General features: G+C 66.5%; 25 protein-coding genes and 1 pseudogene. 22 read left to right on the top strand and 4 right to left on the bottom strand.

Annotated elements, in window-relative coordinates; translation table 11 throughout:
• Positions 1 to 477: 477 nt before the first annotated feature.
• Positions 478 to 1,170: an ATP-binding protein gene (locus tag IF28_RS0105900; protein ID WP_030214973.1), complete on the bottom strand. Its 693-nt coding sequence runs from the start codon at positions 1,168 to 1,170 to the stop codon at positions 478 to 480.
• Positions 1,167 to 2,123, bottom strand: a complete 957-nt coding sequence (locus tag IF28_RS0105895; protein ID WP_030214970.1) for a hypothetical protein — start codon at positions 2,121 to 2,123, stop codon at positions 1,167 to 1,169. The genes IF28_RS0105900 and IF28_RS0105895 overlap by 4 nt, the downstream gene beginning before the upstream one ends.
• Before the next feature lie 506 nt (positions 2,124 to 2,629).
• Between IF28_RS0105895 and IF28_RS0105890 the strand changes: the two genes are divergently transcribed.
• The 5 genes from IF28_RS0105890 (at position 2,630) to IF28_RS0105870 (ending at position 5,699) form a co-directional block, all read left to right on the top strand.
• Positions 2,630 to 2,887 carry a helix-turn-helix domain-containing protein gene (locus IF28_RS0105890; protein ID WP_030214966.1) on the top strand — a complete coding sequence of 86 codons (258 nt, stop codon included), beginning with the start codon at positions 2,630 to 2,632 and terminating at the stop codon, positions 2,885 to 2,887.
• Between the two features lie 127 nt (positions 2,888 to 3,014).
• Positions 3,015 to 3,227 carry an excisionase family DNA-binding protein gene (locus IF28_RS0105885; RefSeq protein ID WP_030214964.1) on the top strand — a complete coding sequence of 71 codons (213 nt, stop codon included), beginning with the start codon at positions 3,015 to 3,017 and terminating at the stop codon, positions 3,225 to 3,227.
• A complete protein-coding gene (locus IF28_RS0105880) occupies positions 3,227 to 4,381 on the top strand; it encodes a tyrosine-type recombinase/integrase (protein WP_030214962.1) in 1,155 nt (384 codons plus the stop codon). Before IF28_RS0105885 ends, IF28_RS0105880 begins: the two co-directional genes overlap by 1 nt.
• A 236-nt stretch (positions 4,382 to 4,617) precedes the next feature.
• Positions 4,618 to 5,259, top strand: coding sequence for a DUF433 domain-containing protein (locus IF28_RS0105875; RefSeq protein WP_051713654.1), 642 nt, complete (start codon positions 4,618 to 4,620; stop codon positions 5,257 to 5,259).
• Positions 5,259 to 5,699, top strand: coding sequence for a DUF5615 family PIN-like protein (locus IF28_RS0105870; protein ID WP_030214956.1), 441 nt, complete (start codon positions 5,259 to 5,261; stop codon positions 5,697 to 5,699). The genes IF28_RS0105875 and IF28_RS0105870 overlap by 1 nt, the downstream gene beginning before the upstream one ends.
• A gap of 525 nt (positions 5,700 to 6,224) precedes the next feature.
• Here the strand turns inward: IF28_RS0105870 and IF28_RS0105865 are convergent.
• Complete coding sequence (locus IF28_RS0105865; RefSeq protein WP_030214954.1) at positions 6,225 to 6,980, bottom strand: GntR family transcriptional regulator; 756 nt, start codon at positions 6,978 to 6,980, stop codon at positions 6,225 to 6,227.
• Between the two features lie 80 nt (positions 6,981 to 7,060).
• Between IF28_RS0105865 and IF28_RS39760 the strand changes: the two are divergent.
• The 6 genes and pseudogenes from IF28_RS39760 (at position 7,061) to IF28_RS39125 (ending at position 12,703) form a co-directional block, all read left to right on the top strand.
• Positions 7,061 to 7,338, top strand: a pseudogene (locus IF28_RS39760) (hypothetical protein).
• A gap of 12 nt (positions 7,339 to 7,350) precedes the next feature.
• Positions 7,351 to 7,647, top strand: coding sequence for a hypothetical protein (locus tag IF28_RS0105855; RefSeq protein WP_030214951.1), 297 nt, complete (start codon positions 7,351 to 7,353; stop codon positions 7,645 to 7,647).
• Positions 7,648 to 8,072: 425 nt separating this feature from the next.
• Complete coding sequence (locus IF28_RS0105845) at positions 8,073 to 8,792, top strand: GntR family transcriptional regulator (RefSeq protein WP_234324957.1); 720 nt, start codon at positions 8,073 to 8,075, stop codon at positions 8,790 to 8,792.
• Between the two features lie 22 nt (positions 8,793 to 8,814).
• The gene (locus IF28_RS0105840; RefSeq protein WP_030214942.1) at positions 8,815 to 9,120 is read left to right on the top strand and encodes a hypothetical protein; all 306 of its coding nucleotides are present in this window, start codon (positions 8,815 to 8,817) and stop codon (positions 9,118 to 9,120) included.
• 427 nt (positions 9,121 to 9,547) lie between these two features.
• Positions 9,548 to 11,200, top strand: coding sequence for a HEPN domain-containing protein (locus IF28_RS39130; RefSeq protein WP_158713664.1), 1,653 nt, complete (start codon positions 9,548 to 9,550; stop codon positions 11,198 to 11,200).
• Between the two features lie 609 nt (positions 11,201 to 11,809).
• Positions 11,810 to 12,703, top strand: a complete 894-nt coding sequence (locus IF28_RS39125; protein ID WP_158713663.1) for a DUF4231 domain-containing protein — start codon at positions 11,810 to 11,812, stop codon at positions 12,701 to 12,703.
• 796 nt (positions 12,704 to 13,499) lie between these two features.
• Here the strand turns inward: IF28_RS39125 and IF28_RS0105830 are convergent.
• A complete protein-coding gene (locus IF28_RS0105830; RefSeq protein WP_030214934.1) occupies positions 13,500 to 13,964 on the bottom strand; it encodes an NUDIX hydrolase in 465 nt (154 codons plus the stop codon).
• 18 nt (positions 13,965 to 13,982) lie between these two features.
• Here IF28_RS0105830 and IF28_RS0105825 point away from each other — a divergent pair, with 18 nt between their 5' ends.
• The 11 genes from IF28_RS0105825 to IF28_RS0105775 all read left to right on the top strand — a co-directional run bounded on the left by IF28_RS0105825 (position 13,983) and on the right by IF28_RS0105775 (position 21,133).
• A complete protein-coding gene (locus IF28_RS0105825; RefSeq protein WP_030214931.1) occupies positions 13,983 to 14,762 on the top strand; it encodes a GntR family transcriptional regulator in 780 nt (259 codons plus the stop codon).
• Between the two features lie 139 nt (positions 14,763 to 14,901).
• Positions 14,902 to 15,258 (top strand): hypothetical protein, encoded by a 357-nt coding sequence (locus tag IF28_RS0105820; protein ID WP_004929398.1) that lies wholly within the window; start codon positions 14,902 to 14,904, stop codon positions 15,256 to 15,258.
• A 3-nt stretch (positions 15,259 to 15,261) separates the two neighbouring features.
• A complete protein-coding gene (locus tag IF28_RS0105815) occupies positions 15,262 to 16,617 on the top strand; it encodes an FtsK/SpoIIIE domain-containing protein (RefSeq protein ID WP_030214926.1) in 1,356 nt (451 codons plus the stop codon).
• 80 nt (positions 16,618 to 16,697) lie between these two features.
• Positions 16,698 to 17,363, top strand: coding sequence for a DUF2637 domain-containing protein (locus tag IF28_RS0105810; protein WP_030214923.1), 666 nt, complete (start codon positions 16,698 to 16,700; stop codon positions 17,361 to 17,363).
• Positions 17,364 to 17,381: 18 nt separating this feature from the next.
• A complete protein-coding gene (locus IF28_RS0105805) occupies positions 17,382 to 17,576 on the top strand; it encodes a hypothetical protein (RefSeq protein ID WP_030214920.1) in 195 nt (64 codons plus the stop codon).
• Between the two features lies 1 nt (position 17,577).
• Entirely contained in the window at positions 17,578 to 17,769 is a 192-nt protein-coding gene (locus IF28_RS0105800) for a mobile element transfer protein (protein WP_030214917.1), read from the top strand.
• A 12-nt stretch (positions 17,770 to 17,781) separates the two neighbouring features.
• Positions 17,782 to 17,937: a hypothetical protein gene (locus IF28_RS38505; protein ID WP_106981995.1), complete on the top strand. Its 156-nt coding sequence runs from the start codon at positions 17,782 to 17,784 to the stop codon at positions 17,935 to 17,937.
• 12 nt (positions 17,938 to 17,949) lie between these two features.
• Positions 17,950 to 18,261, top strand: a complete 312-nt coding sequence (locus IF28_RS0105790; protein WP_030214912.1) for a hypothetical protein — start codon at positions 17,950 to 17,952, stop codon at positions 18,259 to 18,261.
• Positions 18,262 to 18,351: 90 nt separating this feature from the next.
• Positions 18,352 to 19,749, top strand: a complete 1,398-nt coding sequence (repSA, locus tag IF28_RS0105785; protein ID WP_030214909.1) for a replication initiator protein RepSA — start codon at positions 18,352 to 18,354, stop codon at positions 19,747 to 19,749.
• A gap of 2 nt (positions 19,750 to 19,751) precedes the next feature.
• Entirely contained in the window at positions 19,752 to 19,964 is a 213-nt protein-coding gene (locus tag IF28_RS0105780) for an excisionase family DNA-binding protein (RefSeq protein WP_030214906.1), read from the top strand.
• Complete coding sequence (locus IF28_RS0105775; RefSeq protein ID WP_030214903.1) at positions 19,964 to 21,133, top strand: tyrosine-type recombinase/integrase; 1,170 nt, start codon at positions 19,964 to 19,966, stop codon at positions 21,131 to 21,133. The genes IF28_RS0105780 and IF28_RS0105775 overlap by 1 nt, the downstream gene beginning before the upstream one ends.
• Positions 21,134 to 21,175: the final 42 nt, after the last annotated feature.

Genomic DNA, 21,175 nt, shown 5'->3' with positions numbered 1-21,175 from the left:
GGAGCGATCCGCGGGGGCCGGTCCTCTCTTCCTCTGCGCATCACACTCGCGGTCCGCGGTCCGCGGACCGCGTTCTGCGGGTCTTCGGTCCTCGACAGGACAAGGACCCAGCTGGACTCGGTCCCCCTCACGACTGTCTTTCATCTGCGGTGCAGGACCGTTGCTTCTGCTCACCTGAAGGCTGTGACCTGCTGCTTTTCCCTGGATCCGTTCCGGTATCCGACGGGACCGTCGGGGACCGGTCCCCGAGACGTACGGGACCGGTCCCGGTGTCTGGTGAGGACCGGCCCCCACCTCGGGTGGTCACGGTCCCGGGACCGGGATGCCCGGTCCCTGCATGTGCCGTCCGGTCCCCGGCCATTGAGGACCGGTCCCCGACACCCTCGCTCGGTCCTCGACGCGGCACGAGGCCGGTCCTCCTGGTGAAAGGACGCGCGCTCGCGGACTGACCTTCCGCCATCCGGTCCCCCTCGATCGTCAGGAGGAGCGGCGACGTCGTCGGTCAGGGCCCTTGAGGATGACGCGGTCGGTCATCTCCGCGAGGCGGGAGGCGACGCGGTCACCGAGAGTGGTGCGCAGCTCGGCGGTGGGGAGGTTGGTGGTGAGGAGGGTGGGGAGCAGGTGCTCGTACCGGTGGTTGATGAGCCGGTAGGTCAGCTCCTCGGTCCACTCGCTGGTCTTGGCCGCACCGAGGTCGTCCAGAAGCAGCAGTGGGCTGCGGGCCAGGGTCCGCAGGTCGCGCTCGGCATCGTGGCCGGCGCGGGGACGCAGGCGGGCGTACAGGTCGGCGGTGGTGACGGCTTCCCAGCGCAGGCGGACCCCGCGGGTGAGGAGCGCCCGGACGGCGCCGTACGCCTGATGCGTCTTGCCCGTGCCGGTGGGGCCGGCGATCAGCAGGGAGGGACCCTCGGCGATGCCGGGCCCACCGGGACCGGGGCGTCCGGCATGGGCGATGTGGTCGGCCCAGGCGATGATCTGAGGGTGGTCGGCGAGGGCGCGGCGGTAGCGGGCCGGGATGCGGGCGTCGGCCAGCTCCAGGGCGGTGACGGGCTCGACGGGCGGCTCCGCGGCTACGGCACCGGGATCGATGCCACGGCCCGCCAGTATGCCGTTCAGACGGTCGGCGAGCGGGCCGACGTGCTGGGGTTCGCGGGTGAGGGTGGAGGTCAGAGCTGTTCTCCGTAGGCGGATTCGACGTCGGCGGGGTTTGTCCACGCCCTGTGGATGACGGGTTGGGCGAGGGCCGCGTTCATGGCCTCGTGCACCAGGCTCGGCAGGATGCTGGGGTGCTTGCCCTTGGTCCTGTGGAGGACGAGCCCTGCCCTGATGTGGTCGGGAGCGATGCCTTCGGCGAGCAGCTTGCGCACCTCTCGGCCGAGATGGCCCAGGACGTCCTGGGGCGGGCGATGGGCACATTCCGCACTGTATTCGGCGATGAGCTGCTTGGCCGAGACGGTGTTGGCAGCGGGGGCGCTTGCGCCCCCCGAAGGGGTAGATCCTAGATCCATGATCCTAGGTCCTAGATCCGGACCGTGAGGTGTCACTGCGGCCTCAAGTACGCGTCCCTGAGGCTCACGTGAGGGCTCACTGAATTCCTCCTGACCTGCGGGTTTGCCGGTGGTGTTCATTTGGTCCGAGGAGGCGTGCGGGTGCCGTGCCCCTTCACTGCCACCTCCGTGAGGGTTCGGCGCATGGTCCGCGACGGCTCCGTGCGTTACGGCCGGCGCGGGTGCCACGGCCGCGACAGCCTCGGTGCCGCCCGGGCCACTGTTCGGTCCGCTGTGGCGAGGGCAGGCCGGGATGCGGCTCTTGCTGGCCCGGTTGATCTTCTGGTGCTTGTGCCACGTGACGATGTGCAGGTAGCGCTTGTCGTCCGGGCCCTTGTACCGGCAGACCAGGCCGGCGTCGGCGAGCTGGGCGAGATCCTTCTCGACCTCGGCGGGAGTGTGCTCCGGGCGTAGAACCCACAGCTGACCGGCGATGATCGCCGCGTGGTCGCGATAGCGGCCCTGGTCGTCGGCTTGGGTAAGCAGACCGAAGAAGGTGCGCTCGGCGGTCAGGGCGACGACGGCGAGGGATTCGGAGACGAAGGCTTCGGGCTTGATGGTGCGGATCCGTGCCAAGAGCGGAGTGTTCCTCACTCGGTGGCCGATGGGCGGGCACCCATGGCTCACCGTCGGTCGTGACGGCAAAGGCGGGGGAGTTGGCCGGCCGTTGACGCGGGGCTGATTGAGAGCCGGTCGCGCCTTTCCGGGGGTGTCGTCAACATAGCCACACCCGAGCGGCACAAGTCCAGCCCTGACCTGTCGAATCTCTGTCGGCAGAAAGGCCGTCGGGAATCGGGGCGGCGAGGGCGGTGTGAAAACGGTAGGTCACGATCGGCGGTTGACCAAATAGTTGTTCTGGGCGTCAAGCCACAAGGATCACATCGGCAAGGCGTTGACGTCCGGTGGGTGACGAAGCTACAACACAACATCCCACGTCAGAGACGCTGTCGGGCACTGCTCGGGCCGCTGTCACGGGGAACATATCGACGAAATGGCCACCCGCCCGACAAGCGCAGGGCGGCGCAACATAGCCGACGATCGCCGGTTAACCAAACCGGCGAACACAGCCGAGAATTGGAGTCATGGCAGCACGTTCACTGGAAATCGGCCCGGCCGGGATAAGGACCGCCCGTACGATCGAAATTCTCCGCACCGAGCGCGGCCTCTCCCAGCGAGAGCTGGCCGCTCGCGTCACCGCCCTCGGCCGGCCAATGTCCAACACGATGCTGTCCCGCATCGAACGCGCACAGCGCCGCTGCGACATCGACGACCTGCTCGCCCTCGCGCAGGCACTTCGCGTCCCGGCCCGCGCCCTGCTCCAGGACTCCGCGACCTGTTGAAGCCACCCCTGGTCCGCCGTGCCCGCTCCAGTTCCCGACCTCGGTAAGGAAGCCTCACCGTTGCACCGACACGCAATAACCCCGGCTCGTCGCCCTCAGCAGCACAGCCGAAAGGGGGCGGTCGACCATGACTGATCGCCTTCTGACGGTGGCCGAAGCCGCCGAACAGCTCGGTACCGGCGAACGGTTCATCCGCCGCCTGATCGCCGAGCGCCGCATTCGCTACGTCAAGCTCGGCCGTCCCGTGCGCGTCCCCGAGAGCGCCGTCACCGAGTACATCGAGGCGCGCACGGTCGAGCCGACCCGGCGCACCCGTACCCGGTACGGGAGGGCCGCCTGATGCCGACACGCAAGCCCCAGCGTCGTCGGGAGTTCGGCACCGTACGCAAGCTCCCGTCCGGTCGGTGGCAGGCCCGCTACCTGGGCCCGGACGGGCAGCGTCACAAGGCCCCCGAGACGTTCGGCACGAAGACCGGCGCGCAGGACTGGCTGAACCTGGTCCGTGCCGACATCGAACGTGACCACTGGCGTGACCCGGACGCCGGCGCGATCAACTTCGAGAAGTACGCCCTCCGCTGGGTGAAGGAGCGCGGACTGGCTCCGACCACGGTCGACCGCTACGACGGCCTGCTACGCCTGCACCTCCTGCCGGCCTTCGGCGGCAAGGACCTGGACGAGATCACACCGCCTTCCGTCCGCACCTGGCGAGCCGAGCGGCTCAAGGCAACGGGTGCCACGACGGTCGCCAAGTCGTACCGGCTGCTGAAGGCCATCCTGCAGACCGCGGTCGACGACGACCTCCTGCGGACCAACCCGTGCCGGATCAAGGGTGCCGGTTGGGAGGAAGCCGACGAGCGGCCGACCGCCACCGTGGAGCAGGTCTTCGACCTCGCCGACGCCTTGGGGCCGCGCTGGCGCCTGATGGTCCTGCTCGGCGCTTTCGCCTCGCTCCGCCCCGAGGAACTGGCCGAACTGCGCCGCCGCAGTGTCGATCTCGACGAATGCTCCCTGCGGATCACGCATGCGTCACCGGAGCTGACCAACGGCAGGAGGGTCACCGGCGATCCCAAGTCCCGAGCGGGCAAGCGCACCGTGTACCTGCCCGACTTCCTCCTGCCCGAGCTGCGTCGCCACGTGCAGTGGTTCGCCGAGAAGGAGCCGGACGGCCTTCTCTTCATCGGGGAGAAGGGGGCCCCGTTCCGCCGCTCGACGTTCGGACGGAAATGGCGCAAGGCCAGGACGAAGGTGGGGCTGCCCGACAACTTCCGCTTCTACGACCTCCGGCACACCGGAAACACCCTTGCCGCCGACACCGGCGCCAAGCTGAAGGACCTCATGGTGCGCGCCGGCCAGTCCTCGGAGCGGGCCCAGCTGATCTACCAGCACTCGACGGCCAAGCATCAGCGGAGGCTGGCCCGAGGTATTGATGCTGAGGTGAGGGAGAGGCTCGGCGAAGCACCGGCAGGCGTACGGAGAAGTGCTCGCGAGGCATGATTGTCGCCTGCCACCCGCCCCGGGACCGGCTTTCAGACGGACCCCGGCCGAGGGGGGGGCAGGCGATCCGCCCCTTCGCGTCTGCCCGCGCTTTCGACCTGGGCAACGACCATCAGCGTGTTACGGGGTTTTGTGCCGCTTTCGGCACTGCCGGTCCGTACTTCCTGTAGCGTCCTGAGGCGCGCAGCTGGGATGCTGGGGACTGAGGATTTCGCGACGACTGGAGGGAGTGGACCGTGGCGTACTCGACTCGCATGGCTGCGGCTCTCTCCGGAGCCACCACTGGACAACTACGCTCGTGGCGGCAGGACCGAGGCAATGGGCCGATTCTCTGCCCTGAGCTGGCGGCCAAGCCTGCTCTGTACTCCTTCCGGGATGTCCTGGCGCTGCGCGCGTTCGCCATTCTTCGACAGGACGTGTCGCTGCAAAAGATCCGCAAGGCTCTGGCCACACTGAAGCGGTTCGGTGAGTTCGAGCACCTGTCCAGCTACTCCCTGGTCGCCGAGGGCGACTCGATCGTCCTTGTGGGCGATAGCAAGGACGATCACGCAACTGATCTCGTCAAGCATCCTGGGCAGCGGGTCATCGCGACCATGGACGATATCCTCCAGGAGTTCGCGCCCCGCGCCGGCGTTGTCGTCCCACACCTTCTGCGGCCCAAGCAACACGTCAGTGTGGACCCGGACACGCAAGGGGGGCAGCCGGTCATCACCGGCACTCGCGTCCCGTTCGACGCCGTCGCGGAGCTGGTGGAGGACGGCGTCCCGCTTGACGAGATCGCCGCGTATTACCCCGGCGTGACAGTGGAGGCCGCCCGCGATGCGGTGTCCTTCGCACTGTATGTGGACAGCTACAGCCCGGGACCGCGCGCTGCCTGATGCGAATCCTCATCGACGAGAACGTCCCGGTACAGATGCTGGAGATGCTCCGGCGGCTGCTGCCCGGGCACGACGTGCGCCACGTCAGTGAGATCAAGTGGGCGGGGAAGAAGGATCTCGCGCTCCTCCCCGATGCTGCGAAGAGAGGCTTCGAAGTCTTTCTCACCAAGGACGGGCGTCAGCTGGAGGATCCGTCGGAGACGTCCGCGATCAAGAAGTCCGGCATGCACCACATCCGGTTCAGCCACGGTCACAAGGGCATGGCCGGTCTGGGGCTGGCCATGGGCGCTGTGATCGCCGCGATGCCTCTGATCGTCCGTGAGCTCGATACGGCGCACGGCCAGCAGCTCATCCACATCAAAGGCTTGAACCCCGGCAGTAAGCAGCGATTCGATCGCGTCGACCCGGCCAAGGAGCCGCCTCGTTACTGGCCGCGATAGTCACGTCGCCGACCCTGCGTAAATACGCCTGGCTATCTACCACTGCCCGCCTCGCCGCGGTCGTGGAAGGCAACGTGGACGCGGCATCTCTGGTCCGCTGCAAACTCCCCGATTGCGAGAGCGACTTCGCCCCCACCCAGTCGCTGAGTGGTGCAGATCATATAAAATGCATCTCGCTATTTGAGAAGCTTCGGTGGTGCTGCCTTCGAAGTGGAGCTCCGGGTCGCCTGGATGGATCCGCTGTTGCGGGTTAGGGCACGCGGAGGGCACGGCGCTCCCGAATTGGACTAGACAACAAGCAACCCCCAGGTCAATGACCTGGGGGTTTCGCATGGAGCGGGTGACGAGAATCGAACTCGCGCTCTCAGCTTGGGAAGCTAGGGGCACTTTGGGCTTGTTAAGGAGCTGACCTGCAGTGAAGCGGCGTCGGCGCCCGGTGGGCGGTCGACTGGTTCCCCGGTGTTCCCCGTGGTTTCCCGCAGGATCTGGCACGCACCTGGCACGGGTCGGGGCACGCGTGAACGGCTATCGGGGGATCGGAATCTCGTAGACGATTTCGCAGAGCGCGGCGGGCACCACGATGTCCGCGGTCTCCACGGGGCGGCCCTGGTCGCTGTAGTACGTCCGCCGGATGTGCGTGACGAGCGCGCCCTTCTGGATGCCCAGGAGTGAGGCCTCCTCGGCGGTCGCCTGCCTCGGCTCCGGTTGTTCCACGGCGTGGCTGACAGTGATGCCGATCTCCGCCATGCGGTTCACGACCCCTGCCCCGGCGTGCGGCCCGCCCTCGGGGAGGACGACGAGCGTGCCGGCGGTGAGGTCGTAGGGCTCCCAGCTCGTCGACAACTGCACCGGCCGGCCGTCGGCGAGGAACTCGTACGCGGTCCGCACGCACATCTCACCTTCGGCGATACCGAGACGCGCCGCGATCTCCGCTGGCGCCGGCACCTTGGCCTCGGTCCGGCTCTCCCAGTCGCCTTGCCTGCCTACGGCCTTCATGTCCGCGCGGAACGGTGAGCCGCTGGGCTGCTCACGCGCGGATGACCGGACCACGCGAACGCGTTGCCGGGGCTCGGCGACGTAGGTGCCGGAACCGGCGCGGCCTTCGAGCACGCCTTGGGAGATCAGCAACTCCTGTGCCCGGCGGACCACGTTGTCGCCGACGCCGTACTCCTGGCCGATCTGGGCGCGGGAGGGGAGCCGGACCCCCGATTCCCACTCGTGCTCCGCGATCCGCCGCCGTAGCTCGTCGGCGATGCGGAGATAGGGCGGTTGCTCAGACATATGGAAAATCTAGTCCACTAGCTCTAATCTAGTTAACTAGCTTCACTCAAAGTGATCGCCGCTAACCGGAGGGCTGCCCTGTGCCTGCTTCCAAGGTGCGCGCGGAGGCCATCGCAGCCCGGTTATCGGCCGTCGGGCTCGCCACGCGCGTGAAGGAGCGTGACGACTGCACGGCCATCGAGGCGGAGGTGCCGGAACCACTCTCCGCGGAGGCATGGCGGGAGGTCCTGGAAGCGGTGGCCACGGCCGACCGCTTCGGCCTCCTCGCCACCAGTTCGAACGACCGCACCCTCTGGGCGGTCGTACGCAAAAGGTCCCCGCGACGGGCGATGTCGGGGGACCGGGCCATCAGCGATAGGGGCTGAACACCGTGCTCAATCGTATCCGCCGTACCGCCTCGCACCTCAGGGAGCGGTACCTCTACAAGGGCCGGCACCGCCGCTCCGAAACGCCTGCGCGGCCGGTGGCCGTGTCCTCGGAAGTCGCTTACGGCGCCGTGCTGTTCCTGCGTCGGCACCGCGAGCACACGGGCGTTCTCGTGGGGGAGGAGACGGCGCTCGTCCGCCCGTACGTACTGGCCAGTGAGGCGCGAGCACGGCACCGCTCAGCGGCCGTGAGCTGCGCTCCCCTCGCCGACCCTTGGTACGCCTCGGCGGGTGGCCGCTGATGCCTTCCCGCCAACAACCGCACACCACCCAACCCGGGCCCGACTCCTACCGGTCGACCTCCTGCCGCATCGGCACACACCACGCCTGTGCGGAATCGTCTCCGGTCACCGCACCGGTCGACGTGCCGGTGATCTATGAAGCCTGCGACTGCTCGTGCCACACCATCGCCAAGTCCCCAGTACCGACAGAGGCAGCACGGTGAGGGGGCCGGCACTCAGCGGCGCGGTGCTTTCCCCTGTCGAGATCACCTCGACCAGCGTGCAGCTCGGCGACGTCATCCAGGTCGGGGGCCAGCAGTGCCGGGTGACCGACCTCTTCCAACTTCCCGGCGGAGCCAAACGACTCGTGTTCGACTCAGGCGAGTTGCTGACCATCCACACGGGGACCCGGCTCGTCGCCCTGCGGCTCGTGCGAGTGAGAGGCGGTGATCCCGCCCGTGCCCTCGCGACGCGACGCCATCGCCGATGACCTCCGGAACCGGATCGTCACCGGTCGGCTCAAGGCCGGCGACCGCCTGCCCTCTGAGGCGCACTTGGCCGCGCAGTACATGGTGAGCACGCCGACGCTGCGGAACGCCCTCGCCGCACTCCAGGCGGAAGGCCTCGTCGAGAAGGTCCACGGCAAGGGGAACTTCGTTCGCCGTCCGGTCCGCAGGATCACGTACGTGGGAGGGGGCCGGACGTCGGGCACGCACATCGTGGATCTCGCGCCCCTGAGCGTCACCGTCCGTACCACCAGGGTTCGGGCCCGTGGGTATCTCGCGGCCCTGCTGAAGCTGCCGACCGGCAGTCCTCTGACGGAGATCCTCTGCCTCGGCCATGAGGGCGAGAGGCCTCACAGTCTGGCGCGCATCTACGTCCCCTGCGACCTGGCGCCGGCCGCCGCACTTCGCGAGGCACTGCCGTACGAAGCGCTGGTGTCGCGACTGATGGAACTCCGCCCGCCACTGGCTGAAGTCCGGGAGGAGATCAGCGTCCGCCTCCCGACACAGGAGGAAGCATCCACCCTCCGGATCAGCTCCGCCCTGGCAGTCCTCACCATCACACGCCAGACGGCCGACGCCGCTGGACGCGTGGTTGAGGCGGCTCTCCTCGTGCTACCGGGGGACCGCGCCGACGCGGTGTTCACCACTCACCACACGTGATCGACGAGAGGTCGGCGAAAACATGACGACGTCGAACGAACTGCGGCTCCTCCCCTGGACGGGGCCCGATGGCAAGCCGTGCTTCCTCAGCACCGATGACAGCAGCGGCTACATGTCCCGCCTGGCCGACAACATCGAGTCAGTACAACTCGGCACGGCAACCGAACTACTGGGCCAGGCGATCGGCATGCTCGCCACCGACACGGCCCCGGACGACATGCGGCTTCTGGCGAAGAACCTGACCGGAGCCCTGAGGGACACGCTCCGCGTGGCGACCAGCCGCGGCCACCGCCTGGACAGCCGGCCTACTGATCGCTCTTCCTGCTGACCAGCGGGCCTGACGAAGCCCACGGTTCCGACCAGTTCGGATGCCGTGGGCTTCTGCCGTCGGTGGTGCTGCTGTGTGACCACCGCTTTAGGAGTTCGATCACCAGGCCGTGCGACCTGCTCCGCGCTCATGACGCTGACAGTTCCCGCCGCTCCTATGGCTGTTCCGGTCCGTCGCTGTCCGGGGACGTTGATGTCATCCACTGATGTCACTTCGCAGAACGGCAGCGCCTTGTCAGTCGTCGTAGCCCACGACGGCGCTGTCCCGCTGCGCGTTGCTGAAGCTCTCACGATGCCGGTTGTCTGCAGGAAGCCCTTTGCTAGCTCCGACCGATGGAGTGCCCACGATGCGCTCGTCGGTTGGAGTACTGCAGAAACCGTGAGTACAGGTTCCCGCCGACGTACTATAACGTCGGCAAGGGGAGGCTATGCAACAAGAACACCAGGGTAATAACTTCACGCACTCGGACTCTGCGAAACTCATTTCGGAACTTGGCGAAGTTTATGGATTCCGATTCTTGCGTTTCGTATTGGCGCTGCCCGAATCCTGGGAAGTCGGAGACAGAATCGACACCCAGCAATCCAATGCCGCAAGCGCTTTGTACAGCTGGTATCGAGCATTTCAGGAAATGGATCCGCCGAATCGCTGGATCAACCTGGTATCTTTGGCGACTCGACGCATGGTGAGCGACAAGCAGTCGAACGCTTCTTTCTTCAGGGGGTTGTGCGGCGGACGAACAGAAGTGCCGCGACGTGAAGGCGACGAAGTCTTCAACGTACTCGCCGAGTATGCTCGGGATGTCTATCCCGCATTCCTTATTGACCACCCAGGAGAAGCCCGAATGCCAGGGAGTTCATTCGCTACTCCTGACGAACAAGGTGGCAATGTTGACTTCTATAGAGCCGTTCTACGGGACCCCCAACTCAAATACTTGTTCCCGGAGGAGTTGGATAAAAATCCGGAGGCGCTCGATCTAAATGCACTACGTGAAGTTACATCGCTAGTCTACTTTGAGGTCGGCCAGGGCGGCAGCTTTCAGCTACCGCTGTTTGCTTTTCACCTGCTTAACTCGGCCTACAGTCGCTGTGTAGTTGCGGGCGATGACAGCTTCGAGGCCTATATCGCAGCTGTCGCTCAAAATCTTTCCGATGCTCGGTGCCTTGCGGCTGGGCGAGTGGTGAAGGTTCCGGCTATCCTCGGGTTGTCGAACGTTTCTATCTCCGGCACTGATTCCATCGACCTACCTGGCGGATTGCTGAGGAAAGTGCTTCCCGGGGATGAAGCATTCATTCCGCCTCACGTGAAAGTAGATGCCCTGCTTGTGCTGGATGCGCCGATGAAGATCGCGCATAAAGGTAAGCATCCAAATGATAGCGAAGGCCACAGTGATGATGTATGGCGTCGAGCTTCTGAAATGATGCAAAAATGGCGACAGTCTCAGCAATGGGATGTTGACTGTCACCGGTTGGCATTCATGCTCGCAGATAGAGAAACTCATCGGTCTGGAGTCATCCAAGTACTACAGGCGGCAATTAATCCGCTACAGGGGCACGTTTCCATCTCATGGAATGACGGAAACAGCTATACAACTGCGTCCGAGCTGAAGATCGAAGCCGGTAGAGTGGGTGAAATCGCGCATTGGGTCGAGCAAGTGACTTCTCACCATCCGCGATCCCTTAGGGTTGCAATGCGTCGAATCCTTTCCGCGGCGAGTTCGCGCACGGATCCGTCTGATGCCTTGGTGGACGCCGTGCTAGCTTGGGAGAATATATTCAGCGATTCTCCGGAAACATCACTTCGCGTGTGCGGATCACTTTCTCTCCTTCTAGAGCCTGTCAATCGAGAGAAGAGAAGAGGGCTCCTCAAAGAGCTGAACGATATATACGCGACGCGCAGCGCAATCGTTCACGGAAACGCTAAGGAGCCGACAGATGAGGTAGTAAGAAAGCATGGAGACAGGGCGCTTGCAGTAGCTGTTGAGGCAATGCGCCGCTTGTATGTCAATCCGGATCTGCTGCGATCTCAGAGCGCTAGTGCACGTGGCAGAGATGTGCTTCTGGGTTTGGTCGAGGTCCGTTAGGCAGTTGGAAATTTGCTGCGGCTTGGCAACGAGCCTGGTGGAGTCTTAACTACCGAGGCTGGCAGGCCCTCAATGCGAAGGGCGGGCGCTGAGGTCTACTCGGCCGGTCAGTCGTGGTCCTGGGAGTGCTGCCGGCCGACTGCGGTCTATGCGGTGGCTGTACTTCGCTGCTGTACAGCCACAACTGATTATTGGCGGCCGTGACCTGCGGCTGCGTATTGGATCAACGCTGTGACCTGCTGCTGAGCTGTCGGCAGTTGTCGATGTTGGTAATTGCTGAGCGCCCTTCCACGGCCCGAGGACGGCTCGGGAGGGTGCTTGTGCGTTGGGGGCATGGCTCTCGTGGCTTGCAGGATTGGATCCTCGACCTGCTGTGTCGACCTCAGGCGCAGTGCCCCAGGGACGCGGTCGGTGCAACGAGTGTCTCTTGGGTTTGGTGAAATAGTTACTTGACGTGGCTGGAAATTTTAGATTCATCTTGTAACTCAGGAAACAGTGGTAACTAGAGGTCACTATTTCCTCTTGAGTGACAATGCGGCATTGTGGGCAACAAGAACCATCCGTACTCTCCCATCTCGTTGTATTAGCGAGGGGGAATGCGGGGGTGCTGTGACCAGCGGGCAGGGCGGCGCAGGGGGACGTGGAGGCTCTGTTGGGCAAGGGGGGAACACCGTTCCCACACTCACAGAAGAGCAAGAGCGGCGCTTACAAGAAGAGTATCGTCAGCGCGTAAAAGCGTATGACGAGATCGAAGACGATCTGCGCGCGTCTAGGACTTTCCAGCGGATTTTCATTCTGTGCCTGTTCGGTTCCATCGCCCTAGCGTTCCTGTTGGGGTACACCGTAATAGTTGGGCTCTGGGAATCTAAGCCTGATTTCACGCGCTGGGCCGGACTGATCATTGTTTTAGGGTTATGGGTCGCTCTGACTTGGGTGATTTGGAAGAATCGCAAAAAGATCGTTGCTCACACAGGCTTGCTTCGCAATGCCTTGCAGGATCGGCAGACGGCTGCTGCGCACTTGCCCCTGGATTCGCCGTCCGCCCTCCGAATCTATCGCGAGGCATCCCTGGATCTAATCGCTCAGTACCGTAACGGGGCCAGTAAGAACAGAAGAGTGCATAACGTGTTCCAGCTGGTGATCATCAGTGGCTCTATAGTCACTTCCACTCTCACGGCCATGAATCAAGGGAGTAACAAAGCTCTGGCTATCAGCACCTCGGCGCTGAGTGCTTTGGTCGGTATCTCGGCAGGTGTCACCGGTTACTTTAAGTTCCGGGAGCGTGGTTACAACCTTCAATCCACCGCTGATGAGATTGAAAAGCACTACAATGCTTCTCAATTTATGCTTGATGACTACGCCAATCAGGACGGCGTTGCTCTGCCTGAGGCTGATCGCTTGCGCCTGTTTGCTAGGTACGTCGAGCGACTTAAGGAAGAGCAGCGAAAGCGTGAGCTGCAACTAGAGCAGTCTAGTTCGGCTCGCGAGGAAAGGGCCAGTTGAAGCCCGTCCTGAGGCTGCTATCGAACTAACGGGGAAGTTCGTGACTGCAATGTGGCGGTGGTTCCTGGCGCCGGTAAGTCAGTGGAGAGCGCATCGTTTAGTGGCACATCATGGCCCCTCGCTGAACTATGAAACGGCTTGGTGCTTAGTGCTGCTGGCGCGTGATCCGGCATCGTTGCCCTATGTGCGCCGCTTATCGCGTCAGGATCGAAATGAACCTAGGCGGGCGGGTGTGCTCGTAGATGTCTGGGTTCAACTGAGCCGGTCCGAGCAAAGTAAACGCGTCAAGTGGTTGAAGCGTCACTCTGAGACGCCCTTACATAAATTAGGAATCACGGAAGAGGTGATTGAGTTGGGGGAGCTGCTCGTTGTTGAGTGGTCTTTGCCCCCGGGTTTTCAGGCCGCCTCTATCGTGGTGCAGCAGCGAGGGCGCTGATCTGAGTGACCAGGCGAATTTGCCCTCGAACTGGTACGAGGTCGGTGGAGCGGCTTTGGGCTGGAGCTGCTTTGGGGCGAGTGATCATGGCCCCGTAAGCTTTCGGCGCGTCGGGCAGTCTGTGGACCTGCCCGTTAAGCACGACGTTGGGGCCATGATCTTAGAGGCTCGCCCCAAAGTGGCTGCCTAAAGCCGTGGAGCCGGCCGCCCCAGCCACAGAGGGTGTCTCCCACTTCATGCCCGCAGCCGCCGCGCGCGCCGCCGGGCGCGGCCAGCCGGGGCGCAGACAGGAGGCAGGCCGCGCCGCAGAGGCGGCGCGCGCCCGCGCCGTGCGCGGGCCTTGATGGAGTAGGGAAAGTCTTATCCCGCTGGGATGAGCTGTTTGCCGTCGTGGCTTCGTACGTGGGGGCCGTTGCCGTCCAAGGCGTCCAGGAGTCTGATGGCGAAGACTTCGGTCATGCGCTCGCTGACTTCGTCGGGTGTGAGCCAGGAGACGGCTGTCGACTCGTCAGAGGTGCGTTCGGTGCCGCCGGAGGGCTTGCAGCGGAAGACCAGGGCCACGATGCCGCGGGTCGTGTTCTTGTAGACGCCGGTGAGTTCGTCCACCTCGACGTGAATGCCGGTCTCCTCCCAGACCTCGCGGGCTACGCCGGCCTCCGGGGTCTCGTCTAGTTCGAGCACTCCGCCGGGGAGCTCCCAGGTGCCGTTGTCGGCTCGGCGGATGGCCAGGAGGCGGCCGTCCTCGCGCACCACGACTCCGGCGACGGATACGGAGTGCAGGGGTGAGGGCGTTGCTTCCTGTGATTGACTCATGTACAGGAGCATAGGAGGCGGAGAGCAGCTATGGGAACTGCGGTAGAGGGGGGCAGGTCGGGGCCTCGGTACGTGCAGATCGCCGATGAGATCGTGCGGCAGATCCGGGCCGGTGTGCTCAAGCCCGGTGACATGGTGCCGAGTGAATCGGAACTAGTGGAGCGCTATGGCGTGTCCGGCGGCACGATCCGTAAGGCCATGGTTGAAGTGCGGGCGAGCGGGCTCGTCGAGACTCGGCACGGCAAGGGTTCGATCGTGAAGGACCGGCCGCCGGTGCGGCATCGGTCGTCGGATCGGTTCCGGCGGTCCCTTCGGCAAGGGGGCAAGGCTGCATATCTCGCGGAGTCGGCGCAGTCCGGTGCCACTGCGAAGGTGAGCGTCCTCTACATCGGGCCCATGGAGGCTCCCGAGGACGTTGCCCGGCGGCTCGGCGTTCCCGCCGGTACTCAGGTGCTCGCGCGCCGACGTCTCTACTTCCGCGACGGCACCCCGGTCGAGACCGCCTCCTCGTACCTCCCGTGGGACGTCGTCAAGGAGATCCCGGAACTGTTCGCCGAGAACCCCGGCGGCGGTGGCATCTATGCCCGACTCGAGGACCACGGGCATGAGTTCGCCGAGTTCGTCGAGACGCTGCAAGCGCGGCCGGCCTCGAAGGCGGAGGCGTCCGAGCTGGCGCTCAGCCCCGGTGCGCCGGTGGTTCACCTGATCCGTGAGGCTCGTACGACGGCCGGCCTCGTGGTCGAGGTCTGCGACACGCTCATGGCCGCTGACCAGTTCGTTTTCGAGTACCGGATTCCCGCCGCTGACTGACGCCCGCTCAACTACCCGCAACCCGTCGTGACTTCGTAGCCGCGGCGGGTTGACTCATGTACAGGAGTCAGGCACTCTTCTTCCCATCACTCATGTACATGAGTGGCGGAGTTCAGCATCTGTAGAGGAGTGATCTGCTGTGCGTCAGATTCCCGTCGAGACGTCCGGTGCCACCGTGATGGTCGCCAAGGCCCCGCAGCCCAAGGTCCGTGACCGCCGTACCGGTGAGATCGCCACCGACATGGAGACCGGCGTCAAGCTGATGACGGTCGACGTGATGTTCGCGGCGAACGACGAGGTGGAGATCCTTTCCATCACCGTTCCGGAGACCGGTTTCTCCGGTGAGCTGGCCATGGGTACCCCGGTCGCGCTCACCGGCCTGGTCGCGCGGCCGTGGGAGAACGAGTTCAACGGCCAGAAGCGGCACGGGATCGCCTTCCGCGCGGTCGCCGTCACGTCGCTGGTCGACGTCGACTCGGCCTCGAAGGCGGCCTGAGCCATGACGTGGCCCACGGTCTTACTGCTGGTGGTCGTCGCCGCTGCGGGTCTCCTGCGGTGGCGGCGCCCCGCCTGGTACTGGCTGACCTTCGGGGTCACCCTCGCTGTCCTGCGGGTCCTGGTCCGGTACGGCTCGGTCATGGACGCCTGCGGCCTGACGGTTCCGCCCTCGCGCTGGCGTCTGGCGCTGGCCCGGATGACCAACCGCCCGGCGCCGGAGTCCCGCGCGCCGCGCATCCTGCGGGTGCGGCCCACCCGTACCGGACTGGTCCTGCGGCTCAAGCTCCGGCCCGGACAGGACGCCTTCGACGTCGCCGCCGCCTCGGACCGGTTGCGCCACTCCTTCGGGATGTACGGCGTCACCTCCCGTGAGCTGCGCTCGGGCGTCGTGGAGATCCGGATGACCGGCTACGACGTGCTCAAGCGGGTGCAGATGCCTGCCAAGACCGACGTCCGCCCGATGCGGGTCCCGGTCGCGCTGAGGGAGGACGGCTCGGTCCACTACCGCGACTACCGCGCGGTCCCGCACGGTCTGACCCTCGGGGCGACGGAGTCCGGCAAGTCGGTCTATCAGCGCAACCTCGTCGCCGGGCTCGCCCCGCAACCTGTCGCTCTGGTCGGCATCGACTGCAAGCAAGGAGTCGAACTCTTCCCGCTGGCAAACCGGTTCTCCGCGCTCGCCGACAATCCTGACACCGCGCTGGAGCTGTTGGAGGCGCTGGTCTCCCACATGGGGGACGTGTATCAGCTCATCCGGGCCGAGCAGCGGGTGAGCGTCGCGGTGCCGGATGCGGAGATCGCCGCCGACATCTGGGACCTGCCCGAAGACCTGCGGCCGGTGCCGGTCGTGGTCCTGGTCGACGAGGTCGCCGAACTTGCCCTCTTCGCGAACAAGGAAGAGGAGAAGGGGCGGGACCGGATCATCACCGCCCTGATCCGGCTCGCCCAGCTCGGCCGCGCGGCCGGCATCTACCTGGAGATCTGCGGACAGCGCTTCGGCTCCGAACTCGGCAAGGGCATCACCATGCTCCGCGCCCAGCTCACCGGTCGCACCGCACACCGCGTCAACGACGAAACCTCGGCGAACATGGCCTTCGGCGACATCGCCCCGGATGCGGTCCTCGCAGCGATCCAGATCCCCGCCGAGACGCGCGGGCTCGCCATCGCCGGAGACTCCACCGGCGGGTGGCACCGCATCCGCGCCCCGCACACCTCGCTCCGGCACGCCGTGAACATCTGCAACAAGCACGCCGACCGGACTCCGGAACTCCCGGCCCTGGCCGCGTTCCGGCCCTCGGTCGCCGCGTTGCCCTCGGCCCGTGTGCCGCTGTCCAAGACAGCTCCCGCCACCGCCTGACCCTCCCCGCCCACGGTGGCGCGACCGTCCTTCGCGCCGGGTCCCTACCCCTGCCATGCCCGATCACAGGAGGAGCCGTCATGACCCGCTCCGCCCTCCGCGTAGACGCCGTGCTCGTTCAGGCCGTCATCGCCGGGGCACTGTCCTTCGCCCACCTCCACGACCTCGCCGCCGCTGCCGGACAGACCGGCTGGAAAGCCTGGGCCTATCCGGTCTCCGTAGACCTGCTCCTCGTCGCCGCCTGGCGTCGACTGCGTACGGACGGGCCGTCCCGGCTGGCCTGGTGCTGGTTCCTGATCGCCCTGGTCGCCTCGCTCGGCGCGAACGTCGCCACCGCCGGGCTCCTCGACCTGGACGACGTCCCCGCCTGGCTGCGCATCCTCGTCGCCGCCTGGCCTGCCCTCGCCTTCATGGGCGGCACTCTCCTCGCCCACTCGTCCGCGGGGCACACCTCGGCTTCGCCGGCCCCGGACCCCGTGGCCGAGGTGGAGCCCGAACCGGCCCCTGCCGTCGAGCCGGAACCGGCTCCGGTCGACTCCGCCGACGGTGCTCCGTCCCTCCCGCCGGCCCACCCCGCTCGTGCGCCGTCGACCGTTGCCGTCCCGGCCGCGCTGGTCGACCACGCCCGCAAGGTCGCCGCCGACCACGAAGAACGGACCGGTGCCCGGATCGACTCCGACACCCTGCGCGCCCGCCTCGGCGTCCCGCCGCACCTGGCCGACGCCATCGCCGCCCAACTCACCTGACCCGAAGGGAGACACCTCGTGCTCGTCAACCCGGCCGACCTGACCGCAGCCGACCACCTCGACGCCGCCCGCGAGATGGCCGCCGCCAACCGACCCTTCCTCGCCCACCTGCTCGCCGAGGAGGCCGCCCGTCTCACCGCCGACCCGGCCACCGCCGCCGTGATCCGCGCCGCCTTCCCCGACCCGAACCTGACCCGAACGGAGACCGACTGACATGCCCGCCCGCGACTTCTTCCACTCCGTGATGCGGATCGGCCCGGTGCAGATCGGCACCCATCGCGACCGCAACGGCACCACCAAGCACGCCGCCGTGTGCAGCAACGACAACTGTGGCTGGTCCGCCGACTACTCCACCCGCTCCGCCGCTCAGCTCGCCGCCCGTACCCACCGCTGTCGCGTCCGCTAGGAGGCCACCGTCATGGACGTCCCGCTCTGGCTCGCCCTGATCGTCGTCGGTTGGCTCGGCGTCAAGCTCGTCCGCCCGCCCTGGTGGCTGATCGCCGTGCTTGTCCTCGGCGGCTTCCTCCTCGCCGACAGCGTGCTTGCCCCGGTCATCGACACCGCCATCAAGTAAGGAGATCCGCTGATGCTCTGGCCCAAGCTCCCGACCATGCCCCAGCCCACCGGCACGGTCACCCCGCCCGCCGTCGTCGAGCCGACCACGATCAGCTCCGGCGCCTCCACCCCGCCGGCCACCGTCCCGGCCTCGACCCGGCCCACGGTGCAGCTCACCCCCGGCACCGCGCTCGCCCTCGTCGGCGGCGGCACCGCCGTCGTCCTGGTCGTCGGCGCCGTCCTGGTCTCCCTGCTCCTGGCCGTCGCCATCACCGGCGCCTCGGTCGCCGTCTGCGCCCTGGTGATCCGCTCGCTCGTCAACGCCGACGCCAAGCGTCGCTGACTGGCCCCCGGGCGGCCTCGATACCGCCAAGCATCCGCCGCCCGGGAGCCGTCCCCTCTCCGATCTCTCAACCGGAAGGAAGCACCTAGCATGGCGCATCGCGCCCTGTCCGCGCCTGAACCTCTGCTCGACCCGGTCATCCTCGGCGACCTGCTGAGGGTGGCCTCGGCCTCCGACTACACCCGTTGGGAGGACCAGATCCGCCGTACCGGCGGCTGCTCCGAGCCCATCCACCTCACCGGCTGGACCCTCCACAAGGACAAGACCACCGGCGAAACCCTGCACCACTACACCACCGCCGATGAACCCGGCGGCCGCCTCCGCCTCGCCTGCGGCAACCGCCGCGCATCCCGTTGCCCGTCGTGCGCCTGGACCTACGCGGGCGACACGTACCACCTCATCCGCGCGGGCCTCGCCGGTGACGACCGCCGCGACATCCCCACCACCGTCCGCGATCACCCGCGCGTCTTCGCCACCCTCACCGCGCCCTCGTTCGGCCCGGTCCACAACCGGCCCGATCACGGCGTCTGCCGCTGCGGCACCCGCCACGCTCCCGACGCTCCGGAACTGGGCACCGCCCTCGACCCGGCGACGTACGACTACGCGGGCGCCGTCCTCTTCAACAACCACGCCGGGCAACTCTGGCAGCGCTTCACCACCCGGCTCCGCCGCGAACTAGCCGCCCGCGCTGGCCTTCCGCGCCGGGAACTCGCCGATCACGTCCGCCTCTCGTACGGCAAGGTCGCCGAGTTCCAGAAGCGGGGTGCTCTGCACTTCCATGCGGTGATCCGGCTCGACGGACCGGAGGGTCCTGGAACACCGCCGCCCGCGTGGGCCACGGTCGGCGTCCTCGCCGACGCAATCGGCGCGGCTGCGGCACACTCCTACACGTCGGTCTCGGTCCCGGCCGCCGAGGACCAGCCGGCCCGGTCCTTCCGCTGGGGCACACAGCTCGACGTCCGGCCGGTGAAGGCGTTCGGGGACGGCTCCGACATCACCGAACAGGCCGTCGCCTCGTACGTCGCCAAGTACTCCACCAAGGCAGCGGAGAACACCGGCACCCTCGACCGCCGCATCGGGGAGCTCTCCGAACTCGACCGTCACCGGGTCCCGGACCACACCCGCCGACTCATCACCGCCTGCCGCGACCTGGACAGCCTGTACCCGGACCGACGCCTCTGGGCCTGGGCGCACATGCTCGGCTTCCGCGGCCACTTCTCCTCGAAGTCCCGCCACTACTCCACCACCCTTGGCGCCCTCCGCCAGGCACGCGCCGACTACCGCGCCGCACAGGACGTTGGGGCCCTCGGCCTGGACGACCGCGAGCCGGAGACCGTCCTCGTCCTGGCGGACTGGCAGTACGCCGGCCACGGCCACACCCCCGGTGAATCCGTCCTCGCCGCCACCATCGCCCGGAACATCCGGCTCAACCGCGAGACCGCCCGTGATGCCCTGCGCGACCAAGCCGCACCCGAGGGGGAGTGGTGACCATGGACGGACTCCTCACCGTGGACCAGGTGGCTGAGCTGCTGGGCACGACCGTCCGCTTCCCCCGGCGGCTCATCGAGGAGCGGCGCATCCGGTACGTCAAGGTCGGACGACACGTCCGCATCCCGGAGAGCGCCCTCCGTGACTACATCGCCTCCCGCACTGTGGAGCCGCTGAGGCGGCCTCGGTCTCGCTTCGGGAGGGTTGCTGCCTGATGGCCAACAGCAAGGGCCGGCGCCGCCGTTTCGGCGCGATCAGACGGCTTCCGTCCGGCCGTTACCAGGCGCGGTATCCGGGCCCTGACGGCGTGATGCGTCCGGCTCCCGTCACCTTCGAGACGAAAGCGGATGCCGACGACTGGCTTGCCGAGCGGCAGACAGAGATCCGCCGGGGCGAGTGGCGTGACCCCGAGGCAGGCGCGGTGAGCTTCCAGGCCTACGCCGATAAGTGGGTCGACGAACGGGAACTCGCACCGCTCACCCGAGACCTGTACCGCTACCTCCTCGACAAGCACCTGTTCGCCTTCGCCGAGTCGGACTTGGACGAGATCACCGCGCCGCGCGTCCGCGAGTGGCGGGCCGATCGGCTGCGGACCTCGAACGCCAAGACCATGACGGCCAAGGCGTACCGACTCCTCAAGGCCATCATGGAAACGGCCGTGGATGATGAGCTGATCACGCGCAATCCCTGCCGGATCAAGGGTGCCGGCAAGGAGAAGGCGGCTGAGCGGCGCATCGCGACCGTTGCCCAGGTCGATGCCCTCGCCGAAGCCGTAGGCATGCGGTGGCGACTCATGGTCTACCTCGGTGCGTACGGTCCGATGCGGCCGGAGGAGCTGGCCGGCCTCCGCCGCCGAGACGTCGACCTCGACAACCTCCGCGTCCGTGTCCGTCTCGCCGAGCCGGAGCGGATGAACGGGCGACGCGTCCAGGGCGACACCAAGTCCGAGGCGGGCACCCGGACTGTGATTCTTCCCGCGTTCCTCCACCGGGAGCTCCGCTGGCACCTGGAGAGCTACGCCGAGCCGGGCCCGGACGGTCTGATCTTCGTCGGGGAGAAGGGCGCTCCCTTCCGGCGCAGTACCTTCGGGCGGAAGTGGCGGAAGGCGCGTGAGACCGTCGGCATGCCGGAGGGCTTCCGCTTCTACGATCTCCGGCACACGGGGCACACCCTGTCCACGCGCTCCGGGGCCACGCTCAAGGACACCATGGTCCGTGCCGGACAGTCCTCGGAGAAGGCGGCGCTGATCTATCAGCACTCCGACGACGAGCGGCAAGCGGAGGTCGCCGCCGGGCTGGACGCCACCGTGCGGAAGGCGCGGGCCGCTGCCAGGGAGAAGCAGCCCGACAGGCCTTCTGGCACGAATCTGGCACGCGGCGAGTGATCGCAGAGCACAGCAAAAAGGCCCGGGTCTCTGACCTGGGCC

Source organism: Streptomyces sp. NRRL WC-3626, from assembly GCF_000718785.1.
In the GTDB taxonomy this organism is placed as follows: Bacteria; Actinomycetota; Actinomycetes; order Streptomycetales; family Streptomycetaceae; genus Streptomyces; species Streptomyces edwardsiae.
Note: the sequence above shows the minus strand (reverse complement) of the source record. Positions and strands in the feature narration are given on the sequence as shown.